We start from the raw sequence: 25147 nt of genomic DNA, 5'->3' as shown, positions 1-25147 counted from the left end.
CGGGCTCAGCCTCCGACGGCGACGAGGACGGCGAGGACGACCGCACCGGCCAGCAGCGCGCTGAGGTAGGTCTGGACGTTTCCGGTCTGGGCCTTGCGGACGGCCGCGCCGAGCAGCCGGGGGGTGCCGCCCGCGCCGCGGACGTAGGTCTCGATGACCTCGCGGTCCAGGAAGCGGACGAGTTGCGCGGCGGCCAGCACCGGGCGGACGAACAGCGCGGTGTAGAGGGCGTCGAGGTGGAAGCCGTGGGCCGCGTGGCGGTGCAGCCTGCCCAGCAGCAGACGGCCGGGGTCGCCCGGGTCGTCGGCGGACGCGATGTCGCCGTAGATCGCCTCGTGGGTGGCGGTGGCCTCGGCCTCGACGAGGGCGGGTTCCGCGCCGGGGTCGCCGTCGGCGGTGACGACGGCTCCGACGGGGACGGCGAGCCGGGTGGCGGTGGCCGCCTTCCAGGCGCCGTAGGTGATCAGGACGCCGACCAGGGCCAGGCCGGTGCCGAGGACGGAGGTGATCAGGGTGGGGCCGAGCGGGGCGCCGCCGAACCAGTCGGGCAGCTCGCGGTAGGCGAGGCCGCCGAAGGCGATGGTGGGGACGGCCAGCACCCACAGCACGGAGGTCATCACGACCGGCTGCCTGCCGTGGTCGGGGGCCTCGGGGCCGCTGCCGCGGAAAGCCAGCAGGAACAGCCGGGTGGCGTATCCGGCGGTCAGGACGGCGGCGGTCAGGCCCGCGACGAAGACGGTCCAGCCGACGGCCGAGGGGACGTGCGCGGTGTGCCCGGCCGAGGCGTGCTCGGCGGCGCGCAGCACGGACTCCTTGGAGAAGAAGCCGGACAGCGGAGGGAGGGCCGCGAGGGCGGCGAGGGCGATGCCCATCGTCCACATGGCGTCGGGGACGCGCTTGGCGAGCGAGCCCATGCGGGACATCGCGGTGAGCGAGTTGGTGCCCGCCGCGTGGATGACGACGCCCGCGCCGAGGAAGAGCAGCGCCTTGAAGGCGCCGTGCGACAGGAGGTGGAAGACGGCGGCGTCGCGGTCGGCGACGGCCAGGGCGCCCGCCATGTAGCCGAGCTGGCCGATGGTGGAGTAAGCCAGCACGCGTTTGATGTCGTCCTGGGCGAGGGCGGCCAGGCCCGAGCCGATCATGGTGACGGCGGCCATCACGGCGAGGACGGCCAGCGCGGCGGCGGAGGCGGTGAACACCGGCAGCAGCCTGGCCACCAGATAGATGCCGGCGGCGACCATGGTGGCGGCGTGGATCAGCGCGGAGACCGGGGTGGGACCGGCCATCGCGTCGGGCAGCCAGGTGTGCAGCGGGAACTGCGCGGACTTGCCCGCGACCCCGGCGAGCAGCAGCAGCGCGATCACCGTGGGGTGGTGGAGCCGGCCGTCCGCCGCGGCGGCGAGGATGCCGCTGATCCGGAAGGTCCCGGCGTCGGCGGCGAGCGCGAACACCCCGATGAGGAAGGGGACGTCGCCGAGCTTGGTGACCAGGAACGCCTTGATCGACGCCGTCCTGGCGGCCTCGGTCTCCCAGTAGTGCCCGACCAGGAAGTACGAGCAGATGCCCATGATCTCCCAGCCGACCAGCAGCACCATCAGGTCGCCCGAGTAGACGACCAGGAACATCGCGGCGGTGAACAGCGAGACGAGGGCGGCGTACGAGGGATAGCGCGGGTCGTCGCGCAGATAGGCGGTGGAGTAGAGCTGGACGCAGGTGGCGACGAGGCCGACGAGGACGGCGATCAGGACCGCGAAGCCGTCCAGGTGCAGGGCGAGGTAGACGGGCGCGGAGCCGGTGTCGGTGAGCTTGTGGACGGCGTCGGTCGGCGCGCCGGTGCCCTGGCGGGCGGCGACGACCGCGGCCAGCACGAAGGCGGTGGCGGTGGGCAGTACGGCCAGCGGGCGTACGAAGCCGGGTGCGCGCCGGCCGAGCAGGAGTCCGGTGACCGCGCCGAGGAAGGGCAGGAGGGGGACGAGCGCGGCAAGGGCGGTCAGGGTCACGCGGCGGCCTCGGCCTTCTTGTCGGCGGCCGTGCCGTCCGGGTCGGACGCGGTGTGCTCGGACGACGCGTGCTCGGCTGATGCGTGCTCGGCTGACGCGTGCTCGGGCGGCTCGGCGAGGTCGGTGAGCCGGTCGATGTCGGAGCTGCCGCGGTTGCGGTACACGAGCAGCACGATCGCCAGGCCGAGACCGATCTCGGCGGCGGCGATCGTGATGGTGAACAGGGTGAGGGCCTGGCCGGAGTGGAGGGTGTCGCGCAGCCACACGTCGAAGGCGACCAGGTTGAGATTGACGGCGTTGAGCATCAGCTCGACGGACATCAGGACGAGGATCGCGTTGCGGCGGGCGAGGACGCCGTAGACACCGACGCAGAAGAGGAGGGCGGCGAGGACGGCCGGGTAGACGAGGTGCATCAGTTCTCCTTGCCCTGGCCGGTGGGGGTGCCGGTGGGGGTGCCGGTGGGGGTGCGGCCGCCCGTGCCGGTCCCGGCGCCCTTAGCGGTCCCGGTGTCCTTCGCGGTCCCGGTGCCCGCGCGGTCCTCGGCGGTCTCGCGGCGGGAGAGGACGATCGCGCCGACGAGGGCGGCGAGCAGCAGCACCGACAGCGCCTCGAAGGGCAGCACCCAGAAGCGGAACAGGGTCTGCCCGGTGGCGTGCGAGGAGCCCTGGACCACGCCGTGCAGGTCGATCCAGGTGGAGCGGAAGGCGTCCACGACCACCCACACCAGGGTGACCGCGGCGGCGACGGCGACCCCGAGGGCGACCCAGCGGTTCTCGGAGTCGGCGTCCGGCGAACGGCCGATGGGCGCTCTGGTCAGCATCAGTCCGAACAGCAGGAGGACGACGACGGAGCCGACGTAGATCAGCACCTGCACCCAGGCGATGAACTCGGCCGTGAGCAGCAGGTATTCGACGGCGAGGCCGCCGAGGGCGACGACCAGCCACAGGGCCGCGTGCACGAGCTGCCGGGTGGTGACGGTCAGGACGGCCGCGCCGAGGGTGACGAGGCCGATGAGGAGGAAGGCGATCTCGACGCCGGTGGGCGAGAGGAAGCCGCCCTGGCTGTGGATGGTTTCGTGGACGATCACGAGTCGCCCTCCCCCGGCGCGGAGGGTCCTTCGGTCGCCGGGTCGGTCCCCGGGTCGGTCGCCGTCGGGGCCTGCGGCCGGGCCTCTGTTTGGGCCTGCGCCTCCGCCCGGGCCTGGGCTTCCGCCTGGGCCTGGGCCGCGATGAGCTTGTCGGCGGCCTTGCGGGCGGCGGCGATCTCCTTGGGTTCCTCGGCGGCCGGGTCGAGCGCGGGAGGCGCGGGCACCGTCCACATCCAGTCGCGCAGCTTGTCGCGCTCGTGGGTGAGTTCGAGGATGTCGGTCTCGGCGTACTCGAACTCCGGCGACCAGAACAGCGCGTCGAAGGGGCACACCTCGATGCAGATGCCGCAGTACATGCACAGCGAGAAGTCGATGGCGAAGCGGTCCAGCACATTGCGGCTGCGCTCGCGCCCGCCGGGGGCGGCGGCCGGTGTCGTCTCCTTGTGGGAGTCGATGTAGATGCACCAGTCGGGGCACTCGCGGGCGCACAGCATGCAGACCGTGCAGTTCTCCTCGAACAGCGCGATCACACCGCGCGAGCGCGGCGGGAGTGCGGGCAGCGCGTCCGGGTACTGGTCGGTGACGGAACGCTTCGTCATCGTCCGCAGGGTGACGGCCAGGCCCTTGGCGAGGCCGGTTCCGGGGATGGCCATGCTAGGAGATCACCACCTTGACGACGCCGGTCAGGGCGATCTGGGCGAGGGCGAGCGGGATGAGTACGGTCCAGGCGAGTTTCTGGAGCTGGTCCTCGCGAAGGCGCGGGTAGCTGACCCGTAGCCAGATCACGACGAAGGCCAGCAGGCCGGTCTTGACCAGCGTCCACAGCCAGCCGACGCTGCCGGACCAGGGGCCGTGCCAGCCGCCGAGGAACAGCACCGTGGTCAGGGCGCACAGCACGACGATGCCCGCGTACTCGGCGAGCAGGAACAGGGCGAAGCGCAGGCCGGTGTATTCGGTGTACGCGCCGAAGATGATCTCGGAGTCGGCCACCGGCATGTCGAACGGGGGCCGTTGCAGCTCGGCGAGGCCCGCCGTGAAGAACACGAGGCCGCCGATGAGCTGCCAGGGGGTCCACCACCAGTGGTACTCCCCCACGATGCCCGGCAGTGACAGCGTGCCCGCCGCCATCGCGACCGACGCGGCGGTGAGCAGCATCGGCAGCTCGTACGCCATCAGTTGCGCCGCCGTGCGCAGGCCGCCGAGCAGGGAGAACTTGTTCGCCGACGCCCAGCCCGCCATCAGCGAGCCGAGCACGCCGATACCCATCATGGCCAGGACGAAGATCAGGCCCGCGTCCAGCGCCTGGCCGACGAAGCCGTGCGGTCCCACCGGGATCGCGATCAGCACGACGAGGTAGGGCAGGAGCGCGACGGCGGGGGCGAGTTGGAAGATCCGCCGGTCCGCGTCGGCCGGAACCACGTCTTCCTTCTGCGCGAACTTGACTCCGTCCGCCACCAGTTGGGCCCACCCGTGGAACCCGCCCGCATACATCGGCCCCAATCGGCCCTGCATATGCGCCATCACCTTGTGCTCCGCCTGCCCCACCACCAGCGGAAACACCAGGAACACAACGAGCACACCCACAAGCCGCAGCCCGACGTCCACTACGTCACCCACGTCCCTCACCTCCCCGCCCACCGTCTTCGCCTGCGGCGCGCTCATCAGACGACGCGGACCCACCACCCCGGCCGGGAGTGCCACCTGCGGTGGGCCTCTCGCCTGCGGCGGGCTCGTCGGACGGCGCGGGCTCGCCGCCACTGGCGGAACTGCCGCCAGCGGCGGGCTCGCTGACCGCAGCAGGGGTGCCGCCTGGGGCGGGCGGTTCGCTTGCGGTGGGCTTCTTGGTCGGCGCAGCGTCGCCGCGCCCCGCGGGGGTGGCGGCTGGGGGTTGTTCCCATGGGGCGTCGGGGACGCGCTTGCGTGGGGGCGCGGGGGTGTCGCCGGAGGGGGCCCCGGCAGGGGGTTGGTTGGCGGGGCTACCGGCAGGGGTTTGGCTGGTGGAGCCTTCGGTCACGCTGCGGGTGCGGCGGGCCGGGCGGTCGGCCGACGGGGTTGTACGCGCCGGGCGGTCGGCCGGGGGGGCCGTTGGGCGGGGGCCGCGGGCGGGGCGGGCGGGGGGTGGGGGGAGTTGGCCTTTTTGGGGGCCCCAGTCGTTGGGGTCGGGGACGCCGGGGGGCTGCATCTGGCGGCGCTTGGGGCCGCCGTCGTGGGACTCGCCGGGCTCCTTGGCACCGGGCCACGCCTTGGCGACGCGGGCGGCGAGGACGAAGTCCTTGCGGAGAGGGTGCCCCTCGAACTCGTCGGGGAGCAGGAGGGGCGCGAGGCCCGGGTGCCCGGTGAAGTCGACGCCGAACATCTCGTGGGTCTCGCGTTCGTGCCACGCCGCACCCGCGTAGACGCCGGTGGCGGTGGCGAGGACGGGCGCGTCGTGCGGCACGGTCGTCCGCAGCAGCAGCCGCCGGACGCCGCCGTCCAGCGCGACGACGTGCGCGCAGACCCGGAAGCCGGTGCCGGGCTCGTCGACGGCGCTCAGCCAGTCGAAGTACGTGCAGCCGAGGGCGTCCCGCGCGGCCGTGAGCGAGGCGACCCACTCACCGGCCGGCACATCGACGGTCAGGAGGTCGTACGCCTCCTGCGCGACGGCGCCCTCGCCGAAGATCTCCGCGGCCTCCCGCGGCAGCCAACCGGTCACCTCGGCCCCTCCGGCGGAGTGACGAGGCCGCTCGTCAAGGCGGCGACGGACGGGCGCGGGCCCGCGGCGGAGCCGTACCGCTCCGCCAGCGACTCGCGCGCGATCTTCTCCTGGAGCTTGAGGATGCCCTGGAGGAGCGCTTCGGGGCGCGGCGGGCAGCCGGGCACGTAGACGTCGACGGGGATGATCTGGTCGACACCCTTGGTGACGGAGTACGAGTCCCAGTAGGGGCCGCCGCAGTTGGAGCACGCGCCGAAGGAGATGACGTACTTCGGCTCGGGCATCTGCTCGTACAGGCGCTTGACGGCGGGCGCCATCTTGTCGGTGACGGTGCCGGAGACGACCATGAGGTCGGCCTGGCGCGGTCCCGGCGCGAAGGGGATGACGCCCAGCCGGATGAAGTCGTGCCGGGACATCGACGCGGCGATGAACTCGATGGCGCAGCAGGCGAGGCCGAAGTTGAAGACCCACAGGCTGTAGCGGCGGCCCCAGTTGAGCACCACCTTCATCGGCTCCGGCGCCAGCCGGGACAGCACGCCGAGACGGCGCGGCTCGGGAAGGTCCTGCGCAGGGGCCTCGGGAATCGCCTGCGGGTTCACGTCCATTCGAGGACGCCCTTCTTCCATGCGTAGAGCAGCCCGATCGCGAGGAAGCCGATGAAGACGAACATCTCCACCAGCGTCGTCGCGCCGAAGCCGGGCGCGGCGAAGACCGTGGCCCACGGGAACAGGAAGATCGCGTCGACCGCGAAGATGACGTAGAGGAAGGAGTACACGTAGTACTTGACCTGGGTGTGCGCCCAGCCCTCGCCGACCGGGTCGACCCCGCACTCGTACGTGAGCATCTTCTCGCGCGTCGGCACGACGGGCCGCAGCAGGCGGCCGGACGCGAAGGCGACGGTCACGAAGAGCACACCGACGACCGCGACCAGGCCGACGACCGAGTAGCCGTGGAAGTAGTCCACGTCCGTCCGCCCCTCGTTCACTCGTTGACCGGTGGTGTCCAGCGATCCTTGTGGATCTCTTTAGACGATCTATACGGGAGGGAGTCTAGGCCCTGGCCTCACAGGCGCACGCCCCCCGTGCGGGCACCGGTGCGCGCATCGGCGGCGGCCCCGTCGGACGCCCTCGCCCGTACCGGGGGATAACCCCACCGCCGCCTGACCTACGCACCCCATGGCGCGCCCCGCCGCTTCCCCGGCAGGCTGGACTCATGAACACCTCGCCCGCGTCCCGTCAGCCCGCCGCCCCCGCCCCGCTGCCACCCGTGCGCTTCGCGTACGACCGCGTGACGTGGCGGGAGATCGGGTATCTGCTGCTGAATCTGCCGGTGTCGATCATCGGCTTCGTCTACGTCGTGACGGTCGTGACGGTGGGCCTCGGCCTGTCGGTGACGGTGATCGGGTTGCCCCTGCTGGCGTACGGACTCGCCGGGTGCCGGCTGCTGGGGCGGGTGGAGCGGAGCCGGGCGCGCGACCTGCTGGGCGTGCACATCGACGAGCCGCGCCCGCTGAAGCGGGGCACCTTCGGTTTCCTGCCGTGGCTGTGGGCGTCGCTGAAGGACCCGGTGGCGTGGCGGCACGCCCTCTATTACGGCATCCGGCTGCCGTGGGGCATCCTCACCTTCACCTTGACGCTGGTCTCGCTGTTCGTGCTGTGGCCGGTGCTGCCGTTCCTGGCGCGCGGGCTGACGATGGTCGACCGGGCGATGGTCCGCGGGCTGCTCCAGCCGTCGGACGAGCTGGAGCGGCGGATCGAGGAGCTGGAGTCGGACCGCGGGGTCGTGGTCGACACGGCGGCGGCGGACCTGCGGCGCATCGAGCGCGACCTGCACGACGGCGCGCAGGCGCGGCTGGTGGCGCTGGCGATGGACCTCGGCCTGGCCAAGGAGAAGCTGCTGGAGGACCCGGAGGCGGCGGCCAAGATGGTGGGCGAGGCGCACGGCGAGGTGAAGGTGGCCCTTCAGGAGCTGCGGGATCTGGCGCGCGGCATCCATCCGGCGATCCTCACCGACCGCGGCCTGGACGCGGCCCTGTCGTCGGTCGCGTCGCGCTGCACGGTGCCGGTCGCGGTGACCGTGGACCTGCCCGCGCGGCCCGCGGAGGCGATCGAGGGGATCGCGTACTTCACGGTCTCCGAGCTGTTGCAGAACGTCAGCAAGCACAGCAGGGCACGGCACGCCTCGGTGGATGTGTGGCGCGCCGACGACCGGCTGATGGTGCAGGTACGGGACGACGGGCGCGGCGGCGCGGACGTGTCGGGCGGTACGGGTCTGGCCGGGCTCGGCGAACGGCTGCGGTCGGTGGACGGGCTCTTCGTGGTCAGCTCACCGGAGGCGGGGCCGACCGTGGTCACGGCCGAACTGCCGTGGCGCGACCGGGAGTTCCGCAAGGCCGGGGCCAGGCGCTGAGCGGAGCCAGGCGCTGAGCGGAGTCAAGCACCGAGCGGGGCGCTGAGCGCGGAAGCCGGGGCGGTAGGGCTAGCCCCACCCCCAAGACGCCGATCCGCACCATGGGGATGGGTGCACGCACCGGCCAGCATGGAGTCACAGAGAAAAGCAGAGAGGACGGACCGACCATGGCTTACGGCTTCCCGCCCGCCGAGCGCGCGCACGAGCGCGAGCGCGAGCACCGCCTGCCGACGGCGCTGCGCGCGCCGGTCGAGGCACGCGCCTGGCGCGAGTTCGCCTACCTGCTGATCAATCTGCCGATGTGCATCGTCGGCTTCGTCTGGACCGTGACGATGTTCTCGCTCGGCGCCGGGCTGCTGGTCACCTTCATCGGGCTGCCGGTGCTCGTGCTCGCGCTCGGCGGCTGCCGCGCGATCGGCGCCGTGGAGCGGGCCCGCGCGCGGTCGCTGCTCTGGCTGGACGTGGAGGACCCGCGGCCGGTGCGCGGCAGGAACGGCGGTTTCCTGTCCCGGCTCGGTGCGCAGCTCGGCAGCGGCGTCAACTGGCGGCACGCCGCCTACACCCTGGTCCACTTCCCGTGGGGGATCTTCACCTTCTCCGTCGCCATCAGCTTCTTCACGTACGGCTGGGGCCTGTTGACGTATCCGCTGTGGCGCTGGGTCTTCCCGGTCTACTTCGGGCAGGACGGCCTCCAGATGTACGGCGACGGGCACGGGCACGGCTGGTGGCTGCACACCCCGGCCGACATGCTGCTGTGCGTCGTGGTCGGCGGCGCGCTCGTACTGAGCAGCCCGTGGGTCTACCGGGGCATGGCGCACGTGGACCGGATTCTGGTGAGCGGTCTGCTCGGGCCTTCGCGGCTGGCGGAGCGGGTCACCGAGCTGGAGTCGGACCGCGGGGTCGTGGTCGACACGGCGGCGGCGGACCTGCGGCGCATCGAGCGCGACCTGCACGACGGGGCGCAGGCGCGGCTGGTGGCGCTGGCGATGGACCTCGGCCTGGCCAAGGAGAAGCTGCTCGAAGATCCGTCGGCCGGGGCCGTGATGGTCGAGGAGGCGCACGGCGAGGTGAAGGTGGCCCTTCAGGAGCTGCGGGATCTGGCGCGCGGCATCCACCCGGCGATCCTCACCGACCGCGGCCTGGACGCGGCCCTGTCGTCGGTCGCGTCGCGCTGCACCGTGCCGGTCGCCGTGACCGTCGATTTGCCGGCGCGGCCGGTGCCGGCCATTGAGGGCATCGCCTACTTCACGGTGTCCGAGCTGCTGCAGAACGTCAGCAAGCACAGTGGCGCTTCGCGCGCGACCGTGGAGGTGTGGCGGGTCGGTGACCGGCTCATGATGCAGGTGTCCGACAACGGGCGCGGGGGCGCCGCCGTGTCCGGTGGGTCCGGGCTCGCCGGGCTCGCCGAGCGGCTCGACTCCGTCGACGGTGTCCTCGCCGTGGCCTCGCCGCCCGGTGGCCCCACCCACATCACCACCGAACTCCCCTGGCGCGTCTAACCCCTCCGGGCCGGTCCCCTTACCCCTCCCCGCGCCCCGCCCAAAACGGCTCGCCCCTCCAAGAGGCGGTGCGCCGATCTTTTTAGGGGCGCGGGGAACTGCGCCGCCCGCCCCCACCGGGCCTTCAGCCCGAAAACAACCGCGTCTGCCCCACCGGGGCCGCGCCCCTGAGAGATCGGCGTCCCCCCGGCAGGGGGCGGCTAGGTCAGGGTGAGGAGGACTTTGCCGCGGTTGGTGCCGGCCTGGAGGGCCTGATGGGCTTGGAAGGCCGCGGCAAGCGACAACTCGGCGGTGATGTCGAGCCGAATGGCTCCGGAGGCCAGGAGGGACAGGGCGGCGAGGGCGTGGCCGCGCAGAACGGCCGGGGCGCGGAGCGCGAGGTCGTGGATGGAGTAGCCGGTGAGAGCGCGGTTGCGCTCGGAGAAGGGGAGCACCGGCAGCGTGAGGTCGGGCTGCCGGGCGGCCTCGCCGTAGGCGACCAGACGGCCGAAGGGGGCCAGAAGGGAGAGCCCGGCCAGCCGCGTCCCCCCGCCGATGGGGTCGAGCAGCACGTCGATCTCGGTGCGGGCGGCGGCCAGCTCCTCGGCGAAGGTCTCGCGCAGCAGCACCGCGTCGTAGCCGAAACGTTTCGCGTACTCGGCCTTCTCGGCCGTGCGGACCGTCCCGTACACGGCGGCGGCCCCCAGCGCGCGGGCGATCTGCGCGGCGACCGAGCCGACCCCGCCCGCGGCGGCGTGGATGAGGACGGTGTCCCCCGCGGTGAGCCGCGCGGCCCCGGCGAGCACCCCGTACGCGGTGGTGAGGACGAGCGCCGCCCCGCCCCCGTCCCGGAGGGAGATCCCGTCGAGCGGGAAGGCGAAGTCGGCGGGCGCGACCGCGTACTCGGCGTATCCGCCGCCGTCGGGCAGATAGGCGGCGACGGGGTCGCCGACGGCGAGCCCGGTGACGCCCGCGCCGAGCGCGGCGATCTCGCCGGAGACCTCCAGGCCGGGCACGGCGATCCCGTCCGGCGGACCGTAGTCGCCGAGCCGGTGCAGCACCTCGCCGTGGTTGACGCCCGCGTACGCGACCTGGATCAGCACCTGCCCGGGGCCCGGTTCCGGGACGGGGATTTCCACCGGCCGGAGCACTTCCGGGCCACCGTTGACGTCGAATCCGACCGCGCGCACACGCTCTCCTCTTGCCTGTGAGCCGCTGACGCGCGACCCCCGCCGACCTTCCGGGCGCAACCTTGCCCACCGGAACCGTATTCCCCATCAGCGCGTCGTTGCTGGGATGCTGGGGAAGACAGGGTCGGATGTGGGGGGCTGGAACGGGTGGAGGACAGGGTGCGGGTGGTCATCGCCGAGGATTCGGTGCTGCTTCGGGAGGGACTGACCCGATTGCTGACCGATCGCGGTCACGATGTGGTGGCCGGCGTCGGTGACGCCGAGGCGCTGATCAAGGTCGTACGGGAGCTGGCGGACGAGGGCGCGGCCCCCGACGTGGTGGTGGCGGACGTACGGATGCCGCCGACGCACACCGACGAGGGGGTGCGGGCGGCGGTGCAGCTGCGCCGGGACCACCCCGGCGTGGGCGTGCTGGTGCTGTCGCAGTACGTGGAGGAGCAGTACGCGACCGAGCTGCTGGCGGGCAGCAGCCGCGGGGTGGGGTATCTGCTCAAGGACCGGGTGGCCGAGGTCCGCGAGTTCGTGGACGCGGTGGTGCGGGTCGCCGAGGGCGGCACGGCGCTGGACCCCGAGGTGGTCGCACAGCTCCTGGGCCGCAGCCGCAAGCAGGACGTGCTGGCGGGGCTGACGCCGCGCGAGCGCGAGGTGCTGGGGCTGATGGCGGAGGGCCGGACGAATTCGGCGGTGGCCAAGCAGCTCGTGGTGAGCGACGGCGCGGTGGAGAAGCACGTCAGCAACATCTTCCTGAAGCTGGGCCTGGCGCCGAGTGACGGGGATCACCGTCGTGTCCTGGCGGTGCTCACCTATCTGAACTCCTGATCTGTTGACACTCTGTCTCACAGCAGACGCCTGACGGCGCGGGCCTCACGGGCACCGCGCCGTTACCTGCACACGCCACACACATGTCCGGCAGTCCGCAGGTCGGGGCCGCGCTCCCGCATCCACATTCCGGGACGTACGGGGAAGGCGACCCTTACCGACGTACGATGACCGGTGAGCCGCCGCCTCTAGGGAGGTCCGTTTCAGTGACCAGCCAGGTCAGCAGCAGCAGCCCCGTGCCCACGGAGCAGCCCGCGCATCCGCCGGTGATCGGCGATGTCCTGGGCGAACAGCGCAAACCGGCGAAAGAGACGAAACGCCTCGACCGGGTGATCATCCGGTTCGCCGGTGACTCCGGGGACGGAATGCAGCTCACCGGGGACCGTTTCACCTCGGAGACCGCGTCCTTCGGGAACGATCTCTCGACGCTGCCGAACTTCCCGGCCGAGATCCGGGCCCCCGCAGGCACCCTGCCGGGCGTGTCGTCGTTCCAGCTCCACTTCGCGGACCACGACATCCTCACGCCCGGCGACGCGCCCGACGTGCTGGTCGCGATGAACCCGGCCGCGCTGAAGGCGAACGTCGCCGACCTGCCGCGCGGCGCCGAGATCATCGTCAACACCGACGAGTTCACCAAGCGCGCGATGGCGAAGGTCGGATACGCCGCCAACCCGTTGGACGACGGGTCCCTGGAGGCGTACGCGATCCACCCGGTGCCGCTGACGACGCTCACCGTCGAGGCGCTCAAGGACAGCGGCCTGGCGCGCAAGGACGCCGAACGGGCGAAGAACATGTTCGCGCTCGGCCTGCTGTCGTGGATGTACCACCGGCCGACCGAGGGCACCGAGTCCTTCCTCCGCAGGAAGTTCGCCAAGAAGCCGGACATCGCGGAGGCCAATGTCACGGCCTTCCGCGCGGGCTGGAACTTCGGCGAGACCACCGAGGACTTCGCGGTCAACTACGAGGTGCAGCCCGCCTCCAGCGCCTTCCCCGCGGGCACCTACCGCAACATCTCCGGGAATCTGGCGCTGTCGTACGGCCTGATCGCCGCGAGCAGGCAGAGCGAACTGCCGCTCTTCCTCGGCTCGTACCCGATCACCCCGGCCTCCGACATCCTGCACGAGCTGTCCAAGCACAAGAATTTCGGCGTGCGCACCTTCCAGGCCGAGGACGAGATCGCCGCGATCGGCGCGGCGCTCGGCGCGTCCTTCGGCGGGTCGCTGGCCCTCACCACCACCTCGGGTCCCGGTGTGGCGCTGAAGTCGGAGACGATCGGGCTCGCCGTCAGCCTGGAGCTGCCGCTGCTGATCATCGACATCCAGCGCGGCGGCCCCTCGACCGGGCTGCCCACCAAGACCGAGCAGTCCGACCTGCTCCAGGCGATGTACGGGCGCAACGGCGAGGCGCCGGTGCCGATCGTGGCGCCCAGCACCCCGGCGGACTGCTTCGACGCGGCGCTGGAGGCGGCCAGGATCGCGGTCACGTACCGCACCCCGGTCTTCCTGCTCTCCGACGGCTATCTCGCCAACGGCTCGGAGCCGTGGCGGGTCCCCGACGTCCAGGACCTGCCCGACCTGCGGGTGCAATTCGCGACCGGGCCCAACCACACGGCCGAGGACGGCACCGAGGACTTCTGGCCGTATCTGCGCGACCCGGAGACGCTGGCCCGCCCGTGGGCGGTGCCCGGCACGCCCGGCCTCGAACACCGCATCGGCGGCATCGAGAAGCAGGACGGCACCGGCAACATCTCGTACGACCCGGCCAACCACGACTTCATGACCCGCACCCGGCAGGCCAAGGTCGACGGCATCAAGGTGCCCGACCTGATCGTGGACGACCCGGAGGGCGCCGCGCGGACCCTGGTCATCGGCTGGGGTTCGACGTACGGGCCGATCACCGCGGCCGTGCGCCGCATCCGGCGCGAGGGCGGCACGATCGCGCAGGCCCATCTGCGCCATCTCAACCCCTTCCCGGCCAACCTCGGTGAGGTCCTGCGGGCGTACGACAAGGTCGTGGTGCCCGAGATGAACCTCGGCCAGCTCGCCCACCTGCTGCGCGCCAAGTATCTGGTCGACGCCCGTTCGTACACGCAGGTCACCGGGTTGCCGTTCAAGTCGGAACAGCTCGCGAAGGCCCTCGTGGAGGAGAGTGCGAATGATTGAGGCGCTGTCGCTGGTGCCCAAGGCCGAGGCGAAGCAGTCCATGAAGGACTTCAAGTCGGACCAGGAGGTGCGCTGGTGCCCGGGCTGCGGGGACTACGCGATCCTGGCCGCCGTCCAGTCCTTCATGCCGGAGCTGGGCCTGGCCCGCGAGAACGTGGTGTTCGTGTCCGGGATCGGGTGCTCGTCCCGCTTCCCGTACTACATGAACACCTACGGCATGCACTCCATCCACGGCCGCGCCCCGGCCATCGCGACGGGGCTCGCCGCCTCGCGCCGCGACCTGAGCGTGTGGGTCGTCACCGGTGACGGCGACGCGCTCTCCATCGGCGGCAATCACCTGATCCACGCGCTGCGGCGCAATGTGAACCTGAAGATCCTGCTGTTCAACAACCGGATCTACGGGCTCACCAAGGGTCAGTACAGCCCCACCTCCGAGGTCGGCAAGATCACCAAGTCGACGCCGATGGGTTCGCTGGACGCGCCCTTCAACCCGGTGTCGCTGGCGATCGGCGCCGAGGCGTCCTTCGTGGCCCGCACGATCGACTCCGACCGCAAGCACCTCCAGTCGGTGCTGCGGGCGGCGGCCGAGCACGAGGGCACGGCGCTGGTGGAGATCTACCAGAACTGCAACATCTTCAACGACGGCGCCTTCGACGTCCTGAAGGAGCGCGAGACCGCGCAGGACGCCGTGATCCGGCTGGAGCAGGGGCAGCCGATCCGCTTCGGCGCCCCCGCCGAGGACGGTCTCGGTTCGAAGGGCGTCGTACGCGACCCGGCGACCGGTGACCTGAAGGTGATCGACGTGACCGTGGAGGGCAGCGCGGGAGTGCTCGTCCACGACGCGCACACCCAGTCCCCGACGACCGCTTTCGCACTGTCGCGGCTGGCGGACGCCGACACGCTCCACCACACGCCGATCGGTGTGCTGCGGGACGTGACGCGCCCGGTGTACGACACGGAGATGTCGGACCAGCTCGAAAAGGCCGTGGTGCAGCAGGGCAAGGGCGACCTCGCCGGGCTGCTGACCGGGCGGGACACCTGGACCGTCGTCGGCTGAGGCACGGGACCGCACAAGGGCGGGGGGGGGGGGGGGGGCCGCCCCCCCCCCCCCCCCCCCCCCCCCCCCCCCCCCCCCCGCCCTCGTCCGTCTCTCCCGTGCTCACCGCGTGGTCCCGCTGTTGAACAGCGAGCGCGACCAGAGGTACCCGGCCAGGCCGATACCGGCGCACCAGGCGAGCGAGATCCAGGCGTCGTGGCCGATCGCCGAGCCGGTCAGCAGCCCGCGCAGGGTCTCGGTCATCGGCGTGAACGGCTGGTACTCGGCGAACCAGCGCAGACCGGGGGACATCGAGTCGGCCGGTACGAAGGCCGAGCCCAGGAACGGCAGGAACTGGACGAGCAGCGGCTTGTTGCTCGCCGACTCGACCGTCTTGGAGATCAGGCCGAGCGCCGCCGACAGCCAGGTCACCGCGAAGGCGACGGCGGCGAGCAGCCCGGCCGCCGCCAGCCACTCCAGCGGGCTCGCGTCGGGCCGGAAGCCGACCGCGAGCGCCACGCCCATGACCAGCACGAGGCTGGTCATGGTCTGGATGACGCTGCCGACGACATGGCCGGTCATGAACGAGGCCCGCGAGATGTTCATCGTGCGGAAGCGGTTGATGATGCCCTCGGTCATGTCGGTGCAGACCGCGATCGACGTGGACATGGCCCCGGCGGCCACCGCCATGATCAGGATGCCGGGCGTCAGATACTCCAGGTACACGCTCCGGCCGCCGCCCGCTCCGAGTCCGGCGCCGATCGACCCGCCGAAGGCGTACACGAACAGCAGCAGCATGAGGATGGGCATCGCGGCCGTGCCGAAGCCGACCGCCGGGTAGCGGATCGCGTGCTTCAGATTGCGCCGCAGCATCGTCGTCGAGTCGCGCACGGCGTAGGTGAGGGTGCTGCTCATCGCGAGGTCTCCTTGGGGTGAGGGGCGGAACCGTCGCCGGTCAGGGCGAGGAAGACGTCGTCCAGGTCGGGGGTGTGCACGGAGAAGTCGGCGGTACGCACGCCGGCGGCGTCGAGCCGGTCGAGCAGCGAGCGCAGCGCGTCGAGTCCGGCGTCGCCCGCCACGCGCAGGGCCAGCTCCCCGTCGTCGCGGACCGCGCCGGGGACGGCGGCGGCGGCCCGTTCGTACTGCTCGGGGTCGGTGAACCGCAGGCGTACGTGGCTGCCGGGGATACGCGCCTTCAGCTCGTCGGCGGTGCCCTCGGCGACGATCCGGCCGCCGTCGAGCACGGCGACACGGTCGGCCAACTGGTCGGCCTCCTCCAGGTACTGCGTGGTGAGGAAGACGGTGACGCCGCTCGCGACCAGTGACCGCACGGTGTCCCACATCGTGCGGCGGCTGCGCGGGTCGAGGCCGGTCGTCGGCTCGTCCAGGAAGATCACCTTCGGGTCGCCGACCAGCGTCATGGCCAGGTCCAGGCGGCGCCGCATGCCGCCGGAGAAGAGCGCGGCGCGCTGCTTGGCGACGTCGGCGATGTCGAAGCGGGAGAGCAACTCCTGGGCCCGCGCCCGCCCTTCGGCCCTGCCGAGGTGCAGCAGGTCGGCCATGAGGAGCAGGTTCTCCTCGGCGGTGAGCAGGTTGTCGAGCGCGGCGAACTGTCCGGTGACGCCGATCGCGGCGCGGACGCCGTCCGGTGAGCCGGCCACGTCGTGGCCCGCGACCTGGGCGTGGCCGCCGTCGGCGGAGATGAGGGTGGACAGGATCTGCACGGTGGTGGTCTTGCCCGCGCCGTTGGGGCCGAGCAGCGCGAAGACGGTGCCCGCCGGGATGCGCAGGTCGATGCCGTCGAGGACGGTCTTGTCGCCGTAGGACTTGCGCAGGTCGGCGGTGGAGACGGCGGGCGGGCGCGGGTCGGCACCCCGGGCATTTCTGGGCATGGGCATGACAGAAGAAGGCATGGAGCTCTCCCGTTTCGGGGCGTGGTGAGAGGAGCGGGGTGGGGGGTGCGCGGTGAAGGATGCGCGGTGCGCGGTGAAGGGTGGGCGATCGGCGGTGCGCGGTGAAGTGGCCCGGTGCGTCGGGCCGTACGTGGCGGGGGGGGGCGGGTCAGCCGCGCGCGCGGAGGATCTCGATGTTGCCCCAGTTGGTCCTGGCGCGGACCGAGACGGTGTCCTCGCTCTGGCCGGGGGCCTCGGAGGCGGGGAGCCTGTTGCGCACCTGCCCGTGGCTGGAGCTGACGTCGAGCCAGGCGGCGGTGCCCTCGCGGACGCCGACCTCGATGGGGCCGTTGGAGGTCTCCAACTGGACCTCGCCGCGTACGACTTCGGCGACGCGCAGGTGGCCGTTGGACGTGGTGCCGGTGACCGACGCCTCGGCGCGGGCGATGTCGATGCCGCCGTTGGTGCCGCTGACCCGCAGTTCGCCGGTGACGGCGGCGAGGGTCGTGGTGCCGTTGGAGTTCTTCAGCACGGCGGTCCCGTCGACCGTGCCGATCCGCAGGCTCCCGGAGCTGGTGGCGATCTCGGCCGGGCCCTCGACCCGGTCCACGGTGACGCTGCCGTGCGACACGGCCAGATTGAGCGGCCCGGTCGTGTCGAACCGCACGTCGCCCACCGAGACCTTCACCCGCACCTCGCCGAGCCTGCCCTCGCCGTGCACCTGCGCCCACGCGCCGGTCACCTCGACCGCCGAGCCCGTGGGCAGTTCGACCGCCACGTCCACGGCGCCCGAAGGCCCGATGAGGCGGCGGCCCTTGGGGGTCCTGATGGTCAACAGGCCGCCGGAGTAGCGCACTTCGGTCTGCTCGGCCGCCTTGACGTCCTGGTCCCGCTTCGGGTCGCGGGGCCGTACCTCCACGAGGGTGTCGAGGCGGTCCTCGGCCGTGAACTGGATCGATCCGGCTTCCACGGTGCTCGTCACCGAGATGGGTTCCGGGGTGTCGAAGGGGGTGAAAGAAGGCATGGTTGTCCCGTCCTCTTGGGTCGTTGTGACGTCTCCGCAGGTGGGAGGCGGTGGGCTTCTCGTGCTTCTCGTGCTTCTCGCGCTTCTCGGCTAGCGGACCCAGCCCTTGAAGCTCTGTCCGACGGTTCTGGTGGTACGGGTCTTCTCCGTCGTACGCGGCTGGCCGCCGCCGTCGCCGACCGCCGCCGAGACGGCTCGCACCAGCCAGGCGTTGACCGACAGGCCCTCCCTGGTCGCGGCCTCCTCGGCCCGCGCCTTGAGGTGGCCCGGCAGTCGCAGATTCACCCTGGCGGTGCTGCCGTCGTCGCCCTCGACCGGTGCGGGCGGCGCCGGGGCCTGCGCCTGTGCCGGGGCCTCCTCCTGCGCGTACGGCCGCGTCACCACGAAGTCCGGGTCCAGGCCCCGGAGCCGCACGTCCACCGAGCCCGGTGCCAGGTCCCGCGTGATCTCGTCCATCGCCGCCGACAGCACATTCAGCATCGTCAACCGCGTCGCCGACTCCAGCGGTGCCGTCAGGCGCTCCGCAAGCTCCCTCGCTTCTTCGCCTCCGGCTTCGGCGGCCACCGCCAGCTCGCGGCGCAGATTCTCGACATACGGCGTCAGGTCCATGACGCCATAGTGGCACTATCATGGCACCACCCGCAACCCCCTCCCTGACACCACCCTGGCACCACGTGACACCACCCCCCCCACGCAAGGGCTTGCGTTCAGGGGCGCGGGGAACTGCGCGACCAGCCACGACGGTGGCACCGCCAAAAAACCGGCCCACCCCCCCGTGCGTTCACGCCACGCAAGGGCCCGTCTTTAGGGGCGCGGGGAACTGCGCGCTCAGCCACGACCGTGGCACCGCCAAAAAACCGGCCCCAGCGGGGCAGACGCGGTTGCGTTCGGGCTGAAAGCCCGGTGGGGGGCGGGCCGGGCAGGGCCCCGGCGAGTCTTAGAGGGTCGGCGAGACGACCGGGGGGTGGGCGGCGTCGTAGGCGGTGCGGGCGGAGAGGACGGCGGGGACGGCGGCAGCCGTCCAGATGGAGAGGGCGCGGACCTGACCGGCGGCCTCACGGCCGAGAGGGGTCAGGGAGTAGGTGACGTGCGGCGGGATGACGGGCAGAGCCCGGCGAAGGACGAAGCCGTCCCGCTCCAGCGTGCGCAGCGTCTGGGTGAGCATCTTCTCGCTGACCCCGCCGACGGCCCGCCGCAGCTCACTGAAGCGCAGCGCCGCCCCGTCGAGCAGCTCGCACAGGACAAGAACCCCCCACCGGGAGGTGACGTGTTCGAGAATGAGCCGCTCGGGGCAACTTACGTCCATGTCGGTACCTTACTTCAAGGTGGGTACTTTCCAAGAGTTAGTGCCCGGCGTACGGTGGAGCCGAAGACACCGGACCACCGCAAACAGGGAGCAAAAAGACATGAGCATCGTCGTCACAGGAGCCACCGGGCACCTCGGCCACCTCGTCATCGACGAGCTGCTCAGGCAGGTCCCGGCCACGGACGTGGCCGCCGTCGTGCGGGACGAGGCCAAGGCCGCCGACCTGGCGGAGCGCGGCGTGGAGCTGCGGATCGCGGACTACAACCACCCCGAGACGCTGAAGGACGCCTTCCACGCGGGCGACAAGGTCCTGCTGATCTCGGGCAGCGAGGTCGGCCGCCGCATCGCGCAGCACAGCGCCGTCGTGGACGCGGCGGCGGCCTCGGGCGTGGCGCTGCTGGCGTACACCGGCATCCTCGGCGGCCCGGACGCCGACCTGAAGCTGGCGGACGAGCACAAGGCGACCGAGACGTACATCCTGGCCTCGGGCCTGCCCTACGTGTTCCTGCGCAACGGCTGGTACAGCGAGGTCCAGACCGAGAATCTGGCCCCGGTCCTGGAGCACGGCGCCGTCATCGGCAACGCGGGCGACGGCCGGGTCGCGAGCGCGGCCCGCGCCGACTACGCCGCCGCGGCCGCCGCCGTCCTGACCGGTGAGGGCCACGAGAACACGGCGTACGAGCTGAGCGGCGACACGGCGTGGAGCTTCGCCGAGTACGCGGCGCTGGTCGCCGAGCTGACCGGCAGGGAGATCACGTACAAGAACGTCCCGGCCGAGACGCGCCAGTCGATCCTCGAAGGCGCGGGCGTCCCGGCGGACTTCGCGGCCATCCTGGTCGACGTGGACCACGCCATCGAGCGCGGCCTGCTCGCGCGCACCAATGGCGAGCTGTCCCGGCTGATCGGCCGCCCCACGACCCCGATCCGCGAGACCCTGGCCGCCACCCTCAAGGACACGCCCAAGGACACGCCCAAGGCGTGACCACGGCCTGACCCGGCGTGACCACGACCTGACCACGACCTGACCCCGGCCTGCACCACCCCCGCACACGACAGAGGTCCCCGGCTGTTCCGGCCGGGGACCTCCCCCGTTCACGCCCCCGCCCCGGAGCGTTGCTTGTCTTCGCGCGACGGCGCGTCCTCGTGAACAGACGGCGGGGCGGCCTCGACGCAGCGCCCCGAGGACCCCACCGTGACCACGGCCACCGCACCGCCGCACCCGCGGGACCCGCCGCGCCTGGACATCCAGGGGCTGCGCGCCGTCGCGGTCACCCTCGTCGTCCTCGCGCACGCGGGCGTCGGCGCGGTCGCGGGCGGATACGTCGGCGTCGACGTCTTCTTCGTCGTCTCGGGCTTCCTGATCACCTCGCTGCTGACCCGCGAGTCCCGCGCCACCGGCCGCATATCGGTCAGGGACTTCTACGCCCGCCGCGCGGTGCGCCTGCTGCCCGCCGCGACCCTCGTCGTGCTCGGCACGCTCGCGGGCTGCCGGCTCTTCCTGTCGAAGATCCGCTTCGCGCAGTACGCGGGGGACGCGCTCGGCAGCTCGCTCTACGCCGTCAACTTCCGGCTGGCCGCAGCCGGTACGGACTACCTCGGCGCGAGCGAACCGCCCTCCCCCTTCCAGCACTTCTGGTCGCTGGCGGTGGAGGAGCAGTTCTATCTGCTCTGGCCGCTGCTGCTCGTCCTGTGCCTGCGGTGGCGCCGCCGCCCCGCGCTCCCGGCGGCCCTGGCCCTCACCGCCCTCTGCGCGGCCTCCTTCGCGCTGAGTCTCGCCCTCACCCGCTCCTCCCCCTCCTGGGCCTACTTCGGCTCCCCCGCCCGCTTCTGGGAGCTGGGCGCGGGCGCGCTGCTCGCCCTCGGCGCGCACCGACTGGACATCCGAGCCCCCCTCGCGGCGGCCCTGAGCTGGGCGGGCCTGACCGGCATCGTCGTGGCCGCGCTGACGTATGACGACGCCACGCCCTTCCCCGGCCGTTACGCGCTCCTGCCGGTCGTCGGCACCCTCCTCGTCCTCGCGGGCGGCCCATCCCCCGGCCCCTCCCCGACCCACGCCCCCGGCCCCTCCCGGGCCCACGCCCCCGGCCGCTCCCCGACCCGCACCCGCACCCGCACCCACGCCCCCTCCCCCGCCCGCTACGGCGCCCGACTCCTGCTCGCCCGGCGGCCGGTCGCCCGGCTCGGCGGTCTCTCCTACGGCTGGTATCTGTGGCACTGGCCCCTGCTGGTCATCGGACCCGCGGCGCTGAACACCGCGCCCTCCACCGGTCTCGCCCTGGCCCTGTGCGCGGTCGCGCTGGCGCTGGCCTGGGCGACGCTGCGGCTGGTGGAGAACCCGATACGGTTCCACGCCGCCTTCCGCCGCCGTCCGGCCCTGGCGCTGCGGCTCGGCGGCGGCCTGTCGGCGGGCGCCGCGGTGGCCGTGCTGACCGCCGCCCACTTCCCGCCCGCGGTCGACTCCGGCAGACCCGCGCCCGACCTGCGGCGGGAGCTGACGGCGGCGCGCGACCGCGCGCTGCGGCTCGGGCAGCTCCTGCGGACCTCGGGTCCGAGCCTGCCGAGCAATCTCACCCCGCCCCTGGCCGAGGTCAAGCCGGTACGCTCGGCGGTCTACCGGGACGGCTGCCACGCGGGCTACGCGCGTACGAGCACACCCCCGTGCGTCTACGGCGACCCGTCCGCGGCCACCACCGTCGTCCTCTTCGGCGACTCGCACGCCGCCCAGTGGTTCCCCGCGCTCGACCGGCTGGCGCGCGAACGGCACTGGAAACTGGTGTCGTTGACGAAGGCGTCGTGCAACGCCGCGACGGTGACGACCGTTTACCAGGGCGGCCCCGCCGTCTGCGACACCTGGCGCCGGGCGGCGGTCGCCCGGATCGCCGCGCTCCGCCCCGGTCTCGTCCTCGTCTCGTCCTCGGACGCGGGCCGCCCGCTGCACCCGGCCGCCGATCCCGTACAGCAGTGGACGGACGGCTTCCGCGCCACCTTCACCGCGCTCGCGGCCTCGGGCGCGCGGGTCGCCGCCCTGCTCGACACCCCCTGGCCCGCCTCCGACGCCGTCGAGTGCGCGGCGGCCCACCCGCTGCGGCTCGGCCACTGCGCGAGCCGGCTGCCCGACGCGCTCCGGGACCCGGCGCGGCAGGGCGCGGTACGGGCGGCGGCGACGGCGGCCGGGGCCGCCGTGATCGACCCCGCGCCCTGGCTGTGCGCCACGGACGGCGCCTGCCCGGTGCTCGCGGGCGACACCCTGGTCTACCGCGACGACAGCCACATGTCCGAGACGTACGCCGACGCGCTGGCCCCGGTCCTCGGCCGCCGCCTGACCGCCCTCCTGCCGTAAGGCGGTGCCGCCCGGCCCCGGCCACCGGCCTGTCATGACCGTGGAGTGGAACGGACATGACAGGCGGGGCGGCTGCCGCTACCGTCGTCACGTCGCGCGCCGACGGCGGGTCGTACGGCCGGGGCGGTACGGGAAGGGGTCGGGATGAACGAGCGGCGCGCGGGACTGGTCTACGGCTTCGCGGCCTACGGCATGTGGGGCCTGTTCCCGCTGTTCTGGCCGCTGCTCGAACCGGCGGGAGCGCTGGAGATCCTGGCCCACCGGATGGTGTGGGCGCTGGTGGTGGTCGCCGTGATCCTGCTGGCGATGCGCCGCTGGGCGTGGATATCCGAACTGGTCAGGCAGCCCGGGCGGCTCGGCCTGATCGCCGTCGCCGCCGTCTTCGTCTCCGTCAACTGGGGCCTGTACATCTGGGCCGTCAACGCGGGCCATGTGGTGGAGGCTTCGCTCGGCTACTTCATCAACCCGCTGGTCACCATCGCGCTCGGCGTCCTCGTCCTGCACGAGCGGCTGCGCCCGGTGCAGTGGGCGGCGGTCGGCGTCGGCGCGCTGGCCGTCGTCGTCCTCACCGTCGGATACGGGCGGCTGCCGTGGATCGCCCTCTCGCTCGCCTTCTCCTTCGGCGTCTACGGCCTGGCGAAGAAGCAGATCAACATGGGCGGCCTGGAGTCGCTGGCCGCCGAGACCTCGGTGCAGTTCCTGCCCGCGCTGGTCTTCCTCGTCGTGCTCGGCGCGCGCGGCGACTCGACCTTCACCCACCACGGCCCCGGCCACGCCGCCCTGCTGGCCGCCTGCGGCCTGGTCACGGCGGGGCCGCTGGTCTGTTTCGGCATGGCGGCGACCCGGCTCCCGCTGTCCACCATCGGCCTCATGCAGTATCTGACGCCGGTCTTCCAGTTCCTGATCGGCGTGCTCCACTTCCACGAGGAGATGCCCCCCGAGCGCTGGGCCGGTTTCCTGATGGTGTGGGCGGCGCTCGTCCTGCTCACCTGGGACGCGATCAGGGGCGCACACCGCGGGCGTACGGAAGCGCGCGCGGCGCGCCAGGCCCCGGCGGTCGTGGAGTCCCCGGAGGCGACCGACTCCCCGCTGCCCGGCTGAGCCGAACGGGCGAGCGCCGACGTCCACTCGGGTGACACGGACACCGCCGCCGATTGGGTGATCTGACGATGGGTCATGCGAAGGACGTACTCGTCCGGCGGTCAGGCGCCGGCCCGCCCGAAGTGCAGGAGAACGCGTCGTGCGCATGCCGGCCAACAGACTCACCACGAGAACGGCCCGGGGGCTGGCCGCGGCGGCCACGGCCGCCGTCATGATCCCGTTGGCCGCGAGCCCGGCCGTGGCGGCGGGCTCCGCCTACGGGAGCTGGAGTCCCGAGGTGCTGCACGTGCCCGTGACCGGCTTCCCCGACGCCACCTTCAGCACCGACAGCAGCTCGCCGTCCATCCCCGGCGGCACCTCGACCTTCCTCAACGGCTCCACCCCCTTCGGCGCCGAGTACGGCAGCTCGCGCGGGCAGAACTACCTCGCCCTGCGCCCCTCGACCGGCGGCACCAACGGCCGGCCGTCGCTCACCACCGTCACCTTCGCCGCCGCCACCCCGGTCGGCTGGGGCTTCACCCTCGGCGACATCGACGCCGACCAGGTGCGGATCAGCGCGACCGGCGCGGGCGGTGTACGGCTGACGGCGGCGCAGCTCGGCTTCCAGTCGACCTTCAACTACTGCGTGGGCACGCCGAAGCCGTCCTCGTGCGGCTCCGGCCCGAACACCGACGTGCCCACCTGGGACCCCGCGACCTCGACGCTGCGCGGCAACGTGCTCGACACCAACGGCGCCTCCGGCTGGTTCCGCCCGACGGCCCCGGTGACCTCGATCTCCTTCACCTACAGCGTGCTCAGCGGATCGCCGGTCTACCAGATCTGGATGGCCGCCCCGGACGCCGACATCAGCGGCACGGTCGCCTCGGACTGCGGCATCCCGCCCGGCACGTCGGTACGGCTGCGCACCGCGACCGGCGCCGCCGTGCTCGACAGCGCGGGCCAGCCGGTGGCGGCGGCCGTCGACGCCGACGGCGCATACTCCTTCTCCGGCGTGGCCACCGGCCGCTTCCGGGTCGTGCTGCCGGTGCCCGCCGGGTACACGGCGACCGGCGCGACCAGCCGGACCGCCGACACCTCGGGCGGTGACGTGCGCGGCGCCGACTTCCGGATCGGCTGTACGCCCGAGCCCGCGCCGCCGGTGACCGTCCCCGAGAACGGCGGCCCGGTCCGGGTCCCGGTCACCCCCGACCGCGCGCCCCACACCCCGGTCACCGTCCCCGAGCCGCCGGACCACGGAAAGGTCGCGGTCGAGGGAGACCACCTCGTCTACACGCCCGACAAGGGCTACGCGGGCAAGGACTCCTTCATCTACAAGGTGACGGCGAAGGACGGGCAGCCGAAGTTCGTGAAGGTGAGTGTGGACGTCACCAGGCCGAAGCCGACGCCGACGCCGCCCAGGCCGCACCCCGCTCCCCCGGCCAACCACCCGCAGCCGCAGCAGACCGGCCCCGAACTGGCCGCCTCGGGCACCGACGGTCCCCTCGCCATGGTCGCGGGCGGCCTCGTCGCCGCCGGGGCCCTCGCGGTGACCGCCACCCGCGCGCGGAAGCGCCGCCGCTGACCCCTGCCTTCGTGTACGGCTCCGCGCCCGCCGGTACGGTTCCCGGCGGG

At 72.5% G+C, this 25147-nt stretch carries 23 protein-coding genes; 9 read left to right on the top strand and 14 right to left on the bottom strand.

Annotation, left to right across the window (positions count from 1 at the left end):
* Positions 1-5 precede the first annotated feature (5 nt).
* From ACZ37P_RS14530 to ACZ37P_RS14495, 8 genes are read right to left on the bottom strand one after another with little or no spacing between them, the layout of a single operon-like run.
* Positions 6-2000 carry an NADH-quinone oxidoreductase subunit 5 family protein gene (locus ACZ37P_RS14530; RefSeq protein WP_355340333.1) on the bottom strand — a complete coding sequence of 665 codons (1995 nt, stop codon included), beginning with the start codon at positions 1998-2000 and terminating at the stop codon, positions 6-8.
* Positions 1997-2413, bottom strand: coding sequence for an NADH-quinone oxidoreductase subunit NuoK (nuoK, locus tag ACZ37P_RS14525; RefSeq protein ID WP_391050406.1), 417 nt, complete (start codon positions 2411-2413; stop codon positions 1997-1999). The genes ACZ37P_RS14530 and nuoK overlap by 4 nt, the downstream gene beginning before the upstream one ends.
* On the bottom strand, positions 2413-3087 hold the full coding sequence (locus ACZ37P_RS14520; protein WP_467346665.1) for an NADH-quinone oxidoreductase subunit J family protein: 675 nt from the start codon (positions 3085-3087) through the stop codon (positions 2413-2415). Before ACZ37P_RS14520 ends, nuoK begins: the two co-directional genes overlap by 1 nt.
* Positions 3084-3740, bottom strand: coding sequence for a NuoI/complex I 23 kDa subunit family protein (locus ACZ37P_RS14515; protein WP_467346664.1), 657 nt, complete (start codon positions 3738-3740; stop codon positions 3084-3086). The genes ACZ37P_RS14520 and ACZ37P_RS14515 overlap by 4 nt, the downstream gene beginning before the upstream one ends.
* A gap of 1 nt (position 3741) precedes the next feature.
* On the bottom strand, positions 3742-4704 hold the full coding sequence (locus ACZ37P_RS14510; RefSeq protein WP_355340345.1) for a complex I subunit 1/NuoH family protein: 963 nt from the start codon (positions 4702-4704) through the stop codon (positions 3742-3744).
* The gene (locus ACZ37P_RS14505) at positions 4697-5779 is read right to left on the bottom strand and encodes an NADH-quinone oxidoreductase subunit C (protein WP_467346661.1); all 1083 of its coding nucleotides are present in this window, start codon (positions 5777-5779) and stop codon (positions 4697-4699) included. Before ACZ37P_RS14505 ends, ACZ37P_RS14510 begins: the two co-directional genes overlap by 8 nt.
* Positions 5776-6384, bottom strand: coding sequence for an NADH-quinone oxidoreductase subunit B (locus ACZ37P_RS14500; protein WP_355340351.1), 609 nt, complete (start codon positions 6382-6384; stop codon positions 5776-5778). The genes ACZ37P_RS14505 and ACZ37P_RS14500 overlap by 4 nt, the downstream gene beginning before the upstream one ends.
* The gene (locus ACZ37P_RS14495; RefSeq protein WP_467346659.1) at positions 6375-6743 is read right to left on the bottom strand and encodes an NADH-quinone oxidoreductase subunit A; all 369 of its coding nucleotides are present in this window, start codon (positions 6741-6743) and stop codon (positions 6375-6377) included. Before ACZ37P_RS14495 ends, ACZ37P_RS14500 begins: the two co-directional genes overlap by 10 nt.
* Positions 6744-6991: 248 nt before the next feature.
* Between ACZ37P_RS14495 and ACZ37P_RS14490 the strand changes: the two genes are divergently transcribed.
* Positions 6992-8188, top strand: coding sequence for a sensor histidine kinase (locus ACZ37P_RS14490; RefSeq protein WP_355340354.1), 1197 nt, complete (start codon positions 6992-6994; stop codon positions 8186-8188).
* Positions 8189-8355: 167 nt separating this feature from the next.
* Complete coding sequence (locus tag ACZ37P_RS14485) at positions 8356-9687, top strand: sensor histidine kinase (RefSeq protein WP_467346656.1); 1332 nt, start codon at positions 8356-8358, stop codon at positions 9685-9687.
* Between the two features lie 200 nt (positions 9688-9887).
* Here ACZ37P_RS14485 and ACZ37P_RS14480 read toward each other — a convergent pair whose 3' ends face one another.
* Complete coding sequence (locus ACZ37P_RS14480) at positions 9888-10856, bottom strand: quinone oxidoreductase family protein (RefSeq protein ID WP_355340360.1); 969 nt, start codon at positions 10854-10856, stop codon at positions 9888-9890.
* A 159-nt stretch (positions 10857-11015) separates the two neighbouring features.
* Here ACZ37P_RS14480 and ACZ37P_RS14475 point away from each other — a divergent pair, with 159 nt between their 5' ends.
* The 3 genes from ACZ37P_RS14475 to ACZ37P_RS14465 all read left to right on the top strand — a co-directional run bounded on the left by ACZ37P_RS14475 (position 11016) and on the right by ACZ37P_RS14465 (position 14894).
* A complete protein-coding gene (locus ACZ37P_RS14475) occupies positions 11016-11675 on the top strand; it encodes a response regulator transcription factor (protein WP_355340363.1) in 660 nt (219 codons plus the stop codon).
* Positions 11676-11881: 206 nt separating this feature from the next.
* Positions 11882-13837 (top strand): 2-oxoacid:acceptor oxidoreductase subunit alpha, encoded by a 1956-nt coding sequence (locus ACZ37P_RS14470; protein ID WP_391050402.1) that lies wholly within the window; start codon positions 11882-11884, stop codon positions 13835-13837.
* Entirely contained in the window at positions 13830-14894 is a 1065-nt protein-coding gene (locus ACZ37P_RS14465) for a 2-oxoacid:ferredoxin oxidoreductase subunit beta (RefSeq protein ID WP_355340369.1), read from the top strand. The genes ACZ37P_RS14470 and ACZ37P_RS14465 overlap by 8 nt, the downstream gene beginning before the upstream one ends.
* Positions 14895-14996: 102 nt before the next feature.
* Here ACZ37P_RS14465 and ACZ37P_RS14460 read toward each other — a convergent pair whose 3' ends face one another.
* The 5 genes from ACZ37P_RS14460 to ACZ37P_RS14440 form a co-directional block, all read right to left on the bottom strand.
* Complete coding sequence (locus ACZ37P_RS14460) at positions 14997-15788, bottom strand: ABC transporter permease (RefSeq protein ID WP_355340372.1); 792 nt, start codon at positions 15786-15788, stop codon at positions 14997-14999.
* Positions 15785-16771: an ATP-binding cassette domain-containing protein gene (locus ACZ37P_RS14455; protein WP_467346845.1), complete on the bottom strand. Its 987-nt coding sequence runs from the start codon at positions 16769-16771 to the stop codon at positions 15785-15787. The genes ACZ37P_RS14460 and ACZ37P_RS14455 overlap by 4 nt, the downstream gene beginning before the upstream one ends.
* A 163-nt stretch (positions 16772-16934) precedes the next feature.
* Entirely contained in the window at positions 16935-17789 is an 855-nt protein-coding gene (locus ACZ37P_RS14450) for a DUF4097 family beta strand repeat-containing protein (protein WP_355340375.1), read from the bottom strand.
* Positions 17790-17879: 90 nt separating this feature from the next.
* Positions 17880-18398: a toxin-antitoxin system HicB family antitoxin gene (locus ACZ37P_RS14445; protein WP_355340378.1), complete on the bottom strand. Its 519-nt coding sequence runs from the start codon at positions 18396-18398 to the stop codon at positions 17880-17882.
* Positions 18399-18726: 328 nt separating this feature from the next.
* Positions 18727-19095 (bottom strand): winged helix-turn-helix transcriptional regulator, encoded by a 369-nt coding sequence (locus ACZ37P_RS14440; RefSeq protein WP_467346652.1) that lies wholly within the window; start codon positions 19093-19095, stop codon positions 18727-18729.
* Positions 19096-19195: 100 nt separating this feature from the next.
* Between ACZ37P_RS14440 and ACZ37P_RS14435 the strand changes: the two genes are divergently transcribed.
* From ACZ37P_RS14435 to ACZ37P_RS14420, 4 genes are all read left to right on the top strand, one after another.
* Positions 19196-20077 carry an NmrA family NAD(P)-binding protein gene (locus tag ACZ37P_RS14435; protein WP_467346650.1) on the top strand — a complete coding sequence of 294 codons (882 nt, stop codon included), beginning with the start codon at positions 19196-19198 and terminating at the stop codon, positions 20075-20077.
* Positions 20078-20287: 210 nt separating this feature from the next.
* Positions 20288-22435 (top strand): acyltransferase family protein, encoded by a 2148-nt coding sequence (locus ACZ37P_RS14430; protein ID WP_467346648.1) that lies wholly within the window; start codon positions 20288-20290, stop codon positions 22433-22435.
* A 144-nt stretch (positions 22436-22579) separates the two neighbouring features.
* On the top strand, positions 22580-23536 hold the full coding sequence (rarD, locus tag ACZ37P_RS14425) for an EamA family transporter RarD (protein WP_355340390.1): 957 nt from the start codon (positions 22580-22582) through the stop codon (positions 23534-23536).
* Between the two features lie 145 nt (positions 23537-23681).
* Positions 23682-25097, top strand: coding sequence for an Ig-like domain-containing protein (locus ACZ37P_RS14420; protein ID WP_467346646.1), 1416 nt, complete (start codon positions 23682-23684; stop codon positions 25095-25097).
* The last annotated feature ends 50 nt before the right edge of the window (positions 25098-25147 follow it).

The sequence above is a fragment of the Streptomyces sp. NPDC024632 genome (assembly GCF_055559175.1).
The sequence above is the reverse complement of the archived record's forward strand: the minus strand, read 5'-3'. Positions and strand labels throughout refer to the sequence as shown.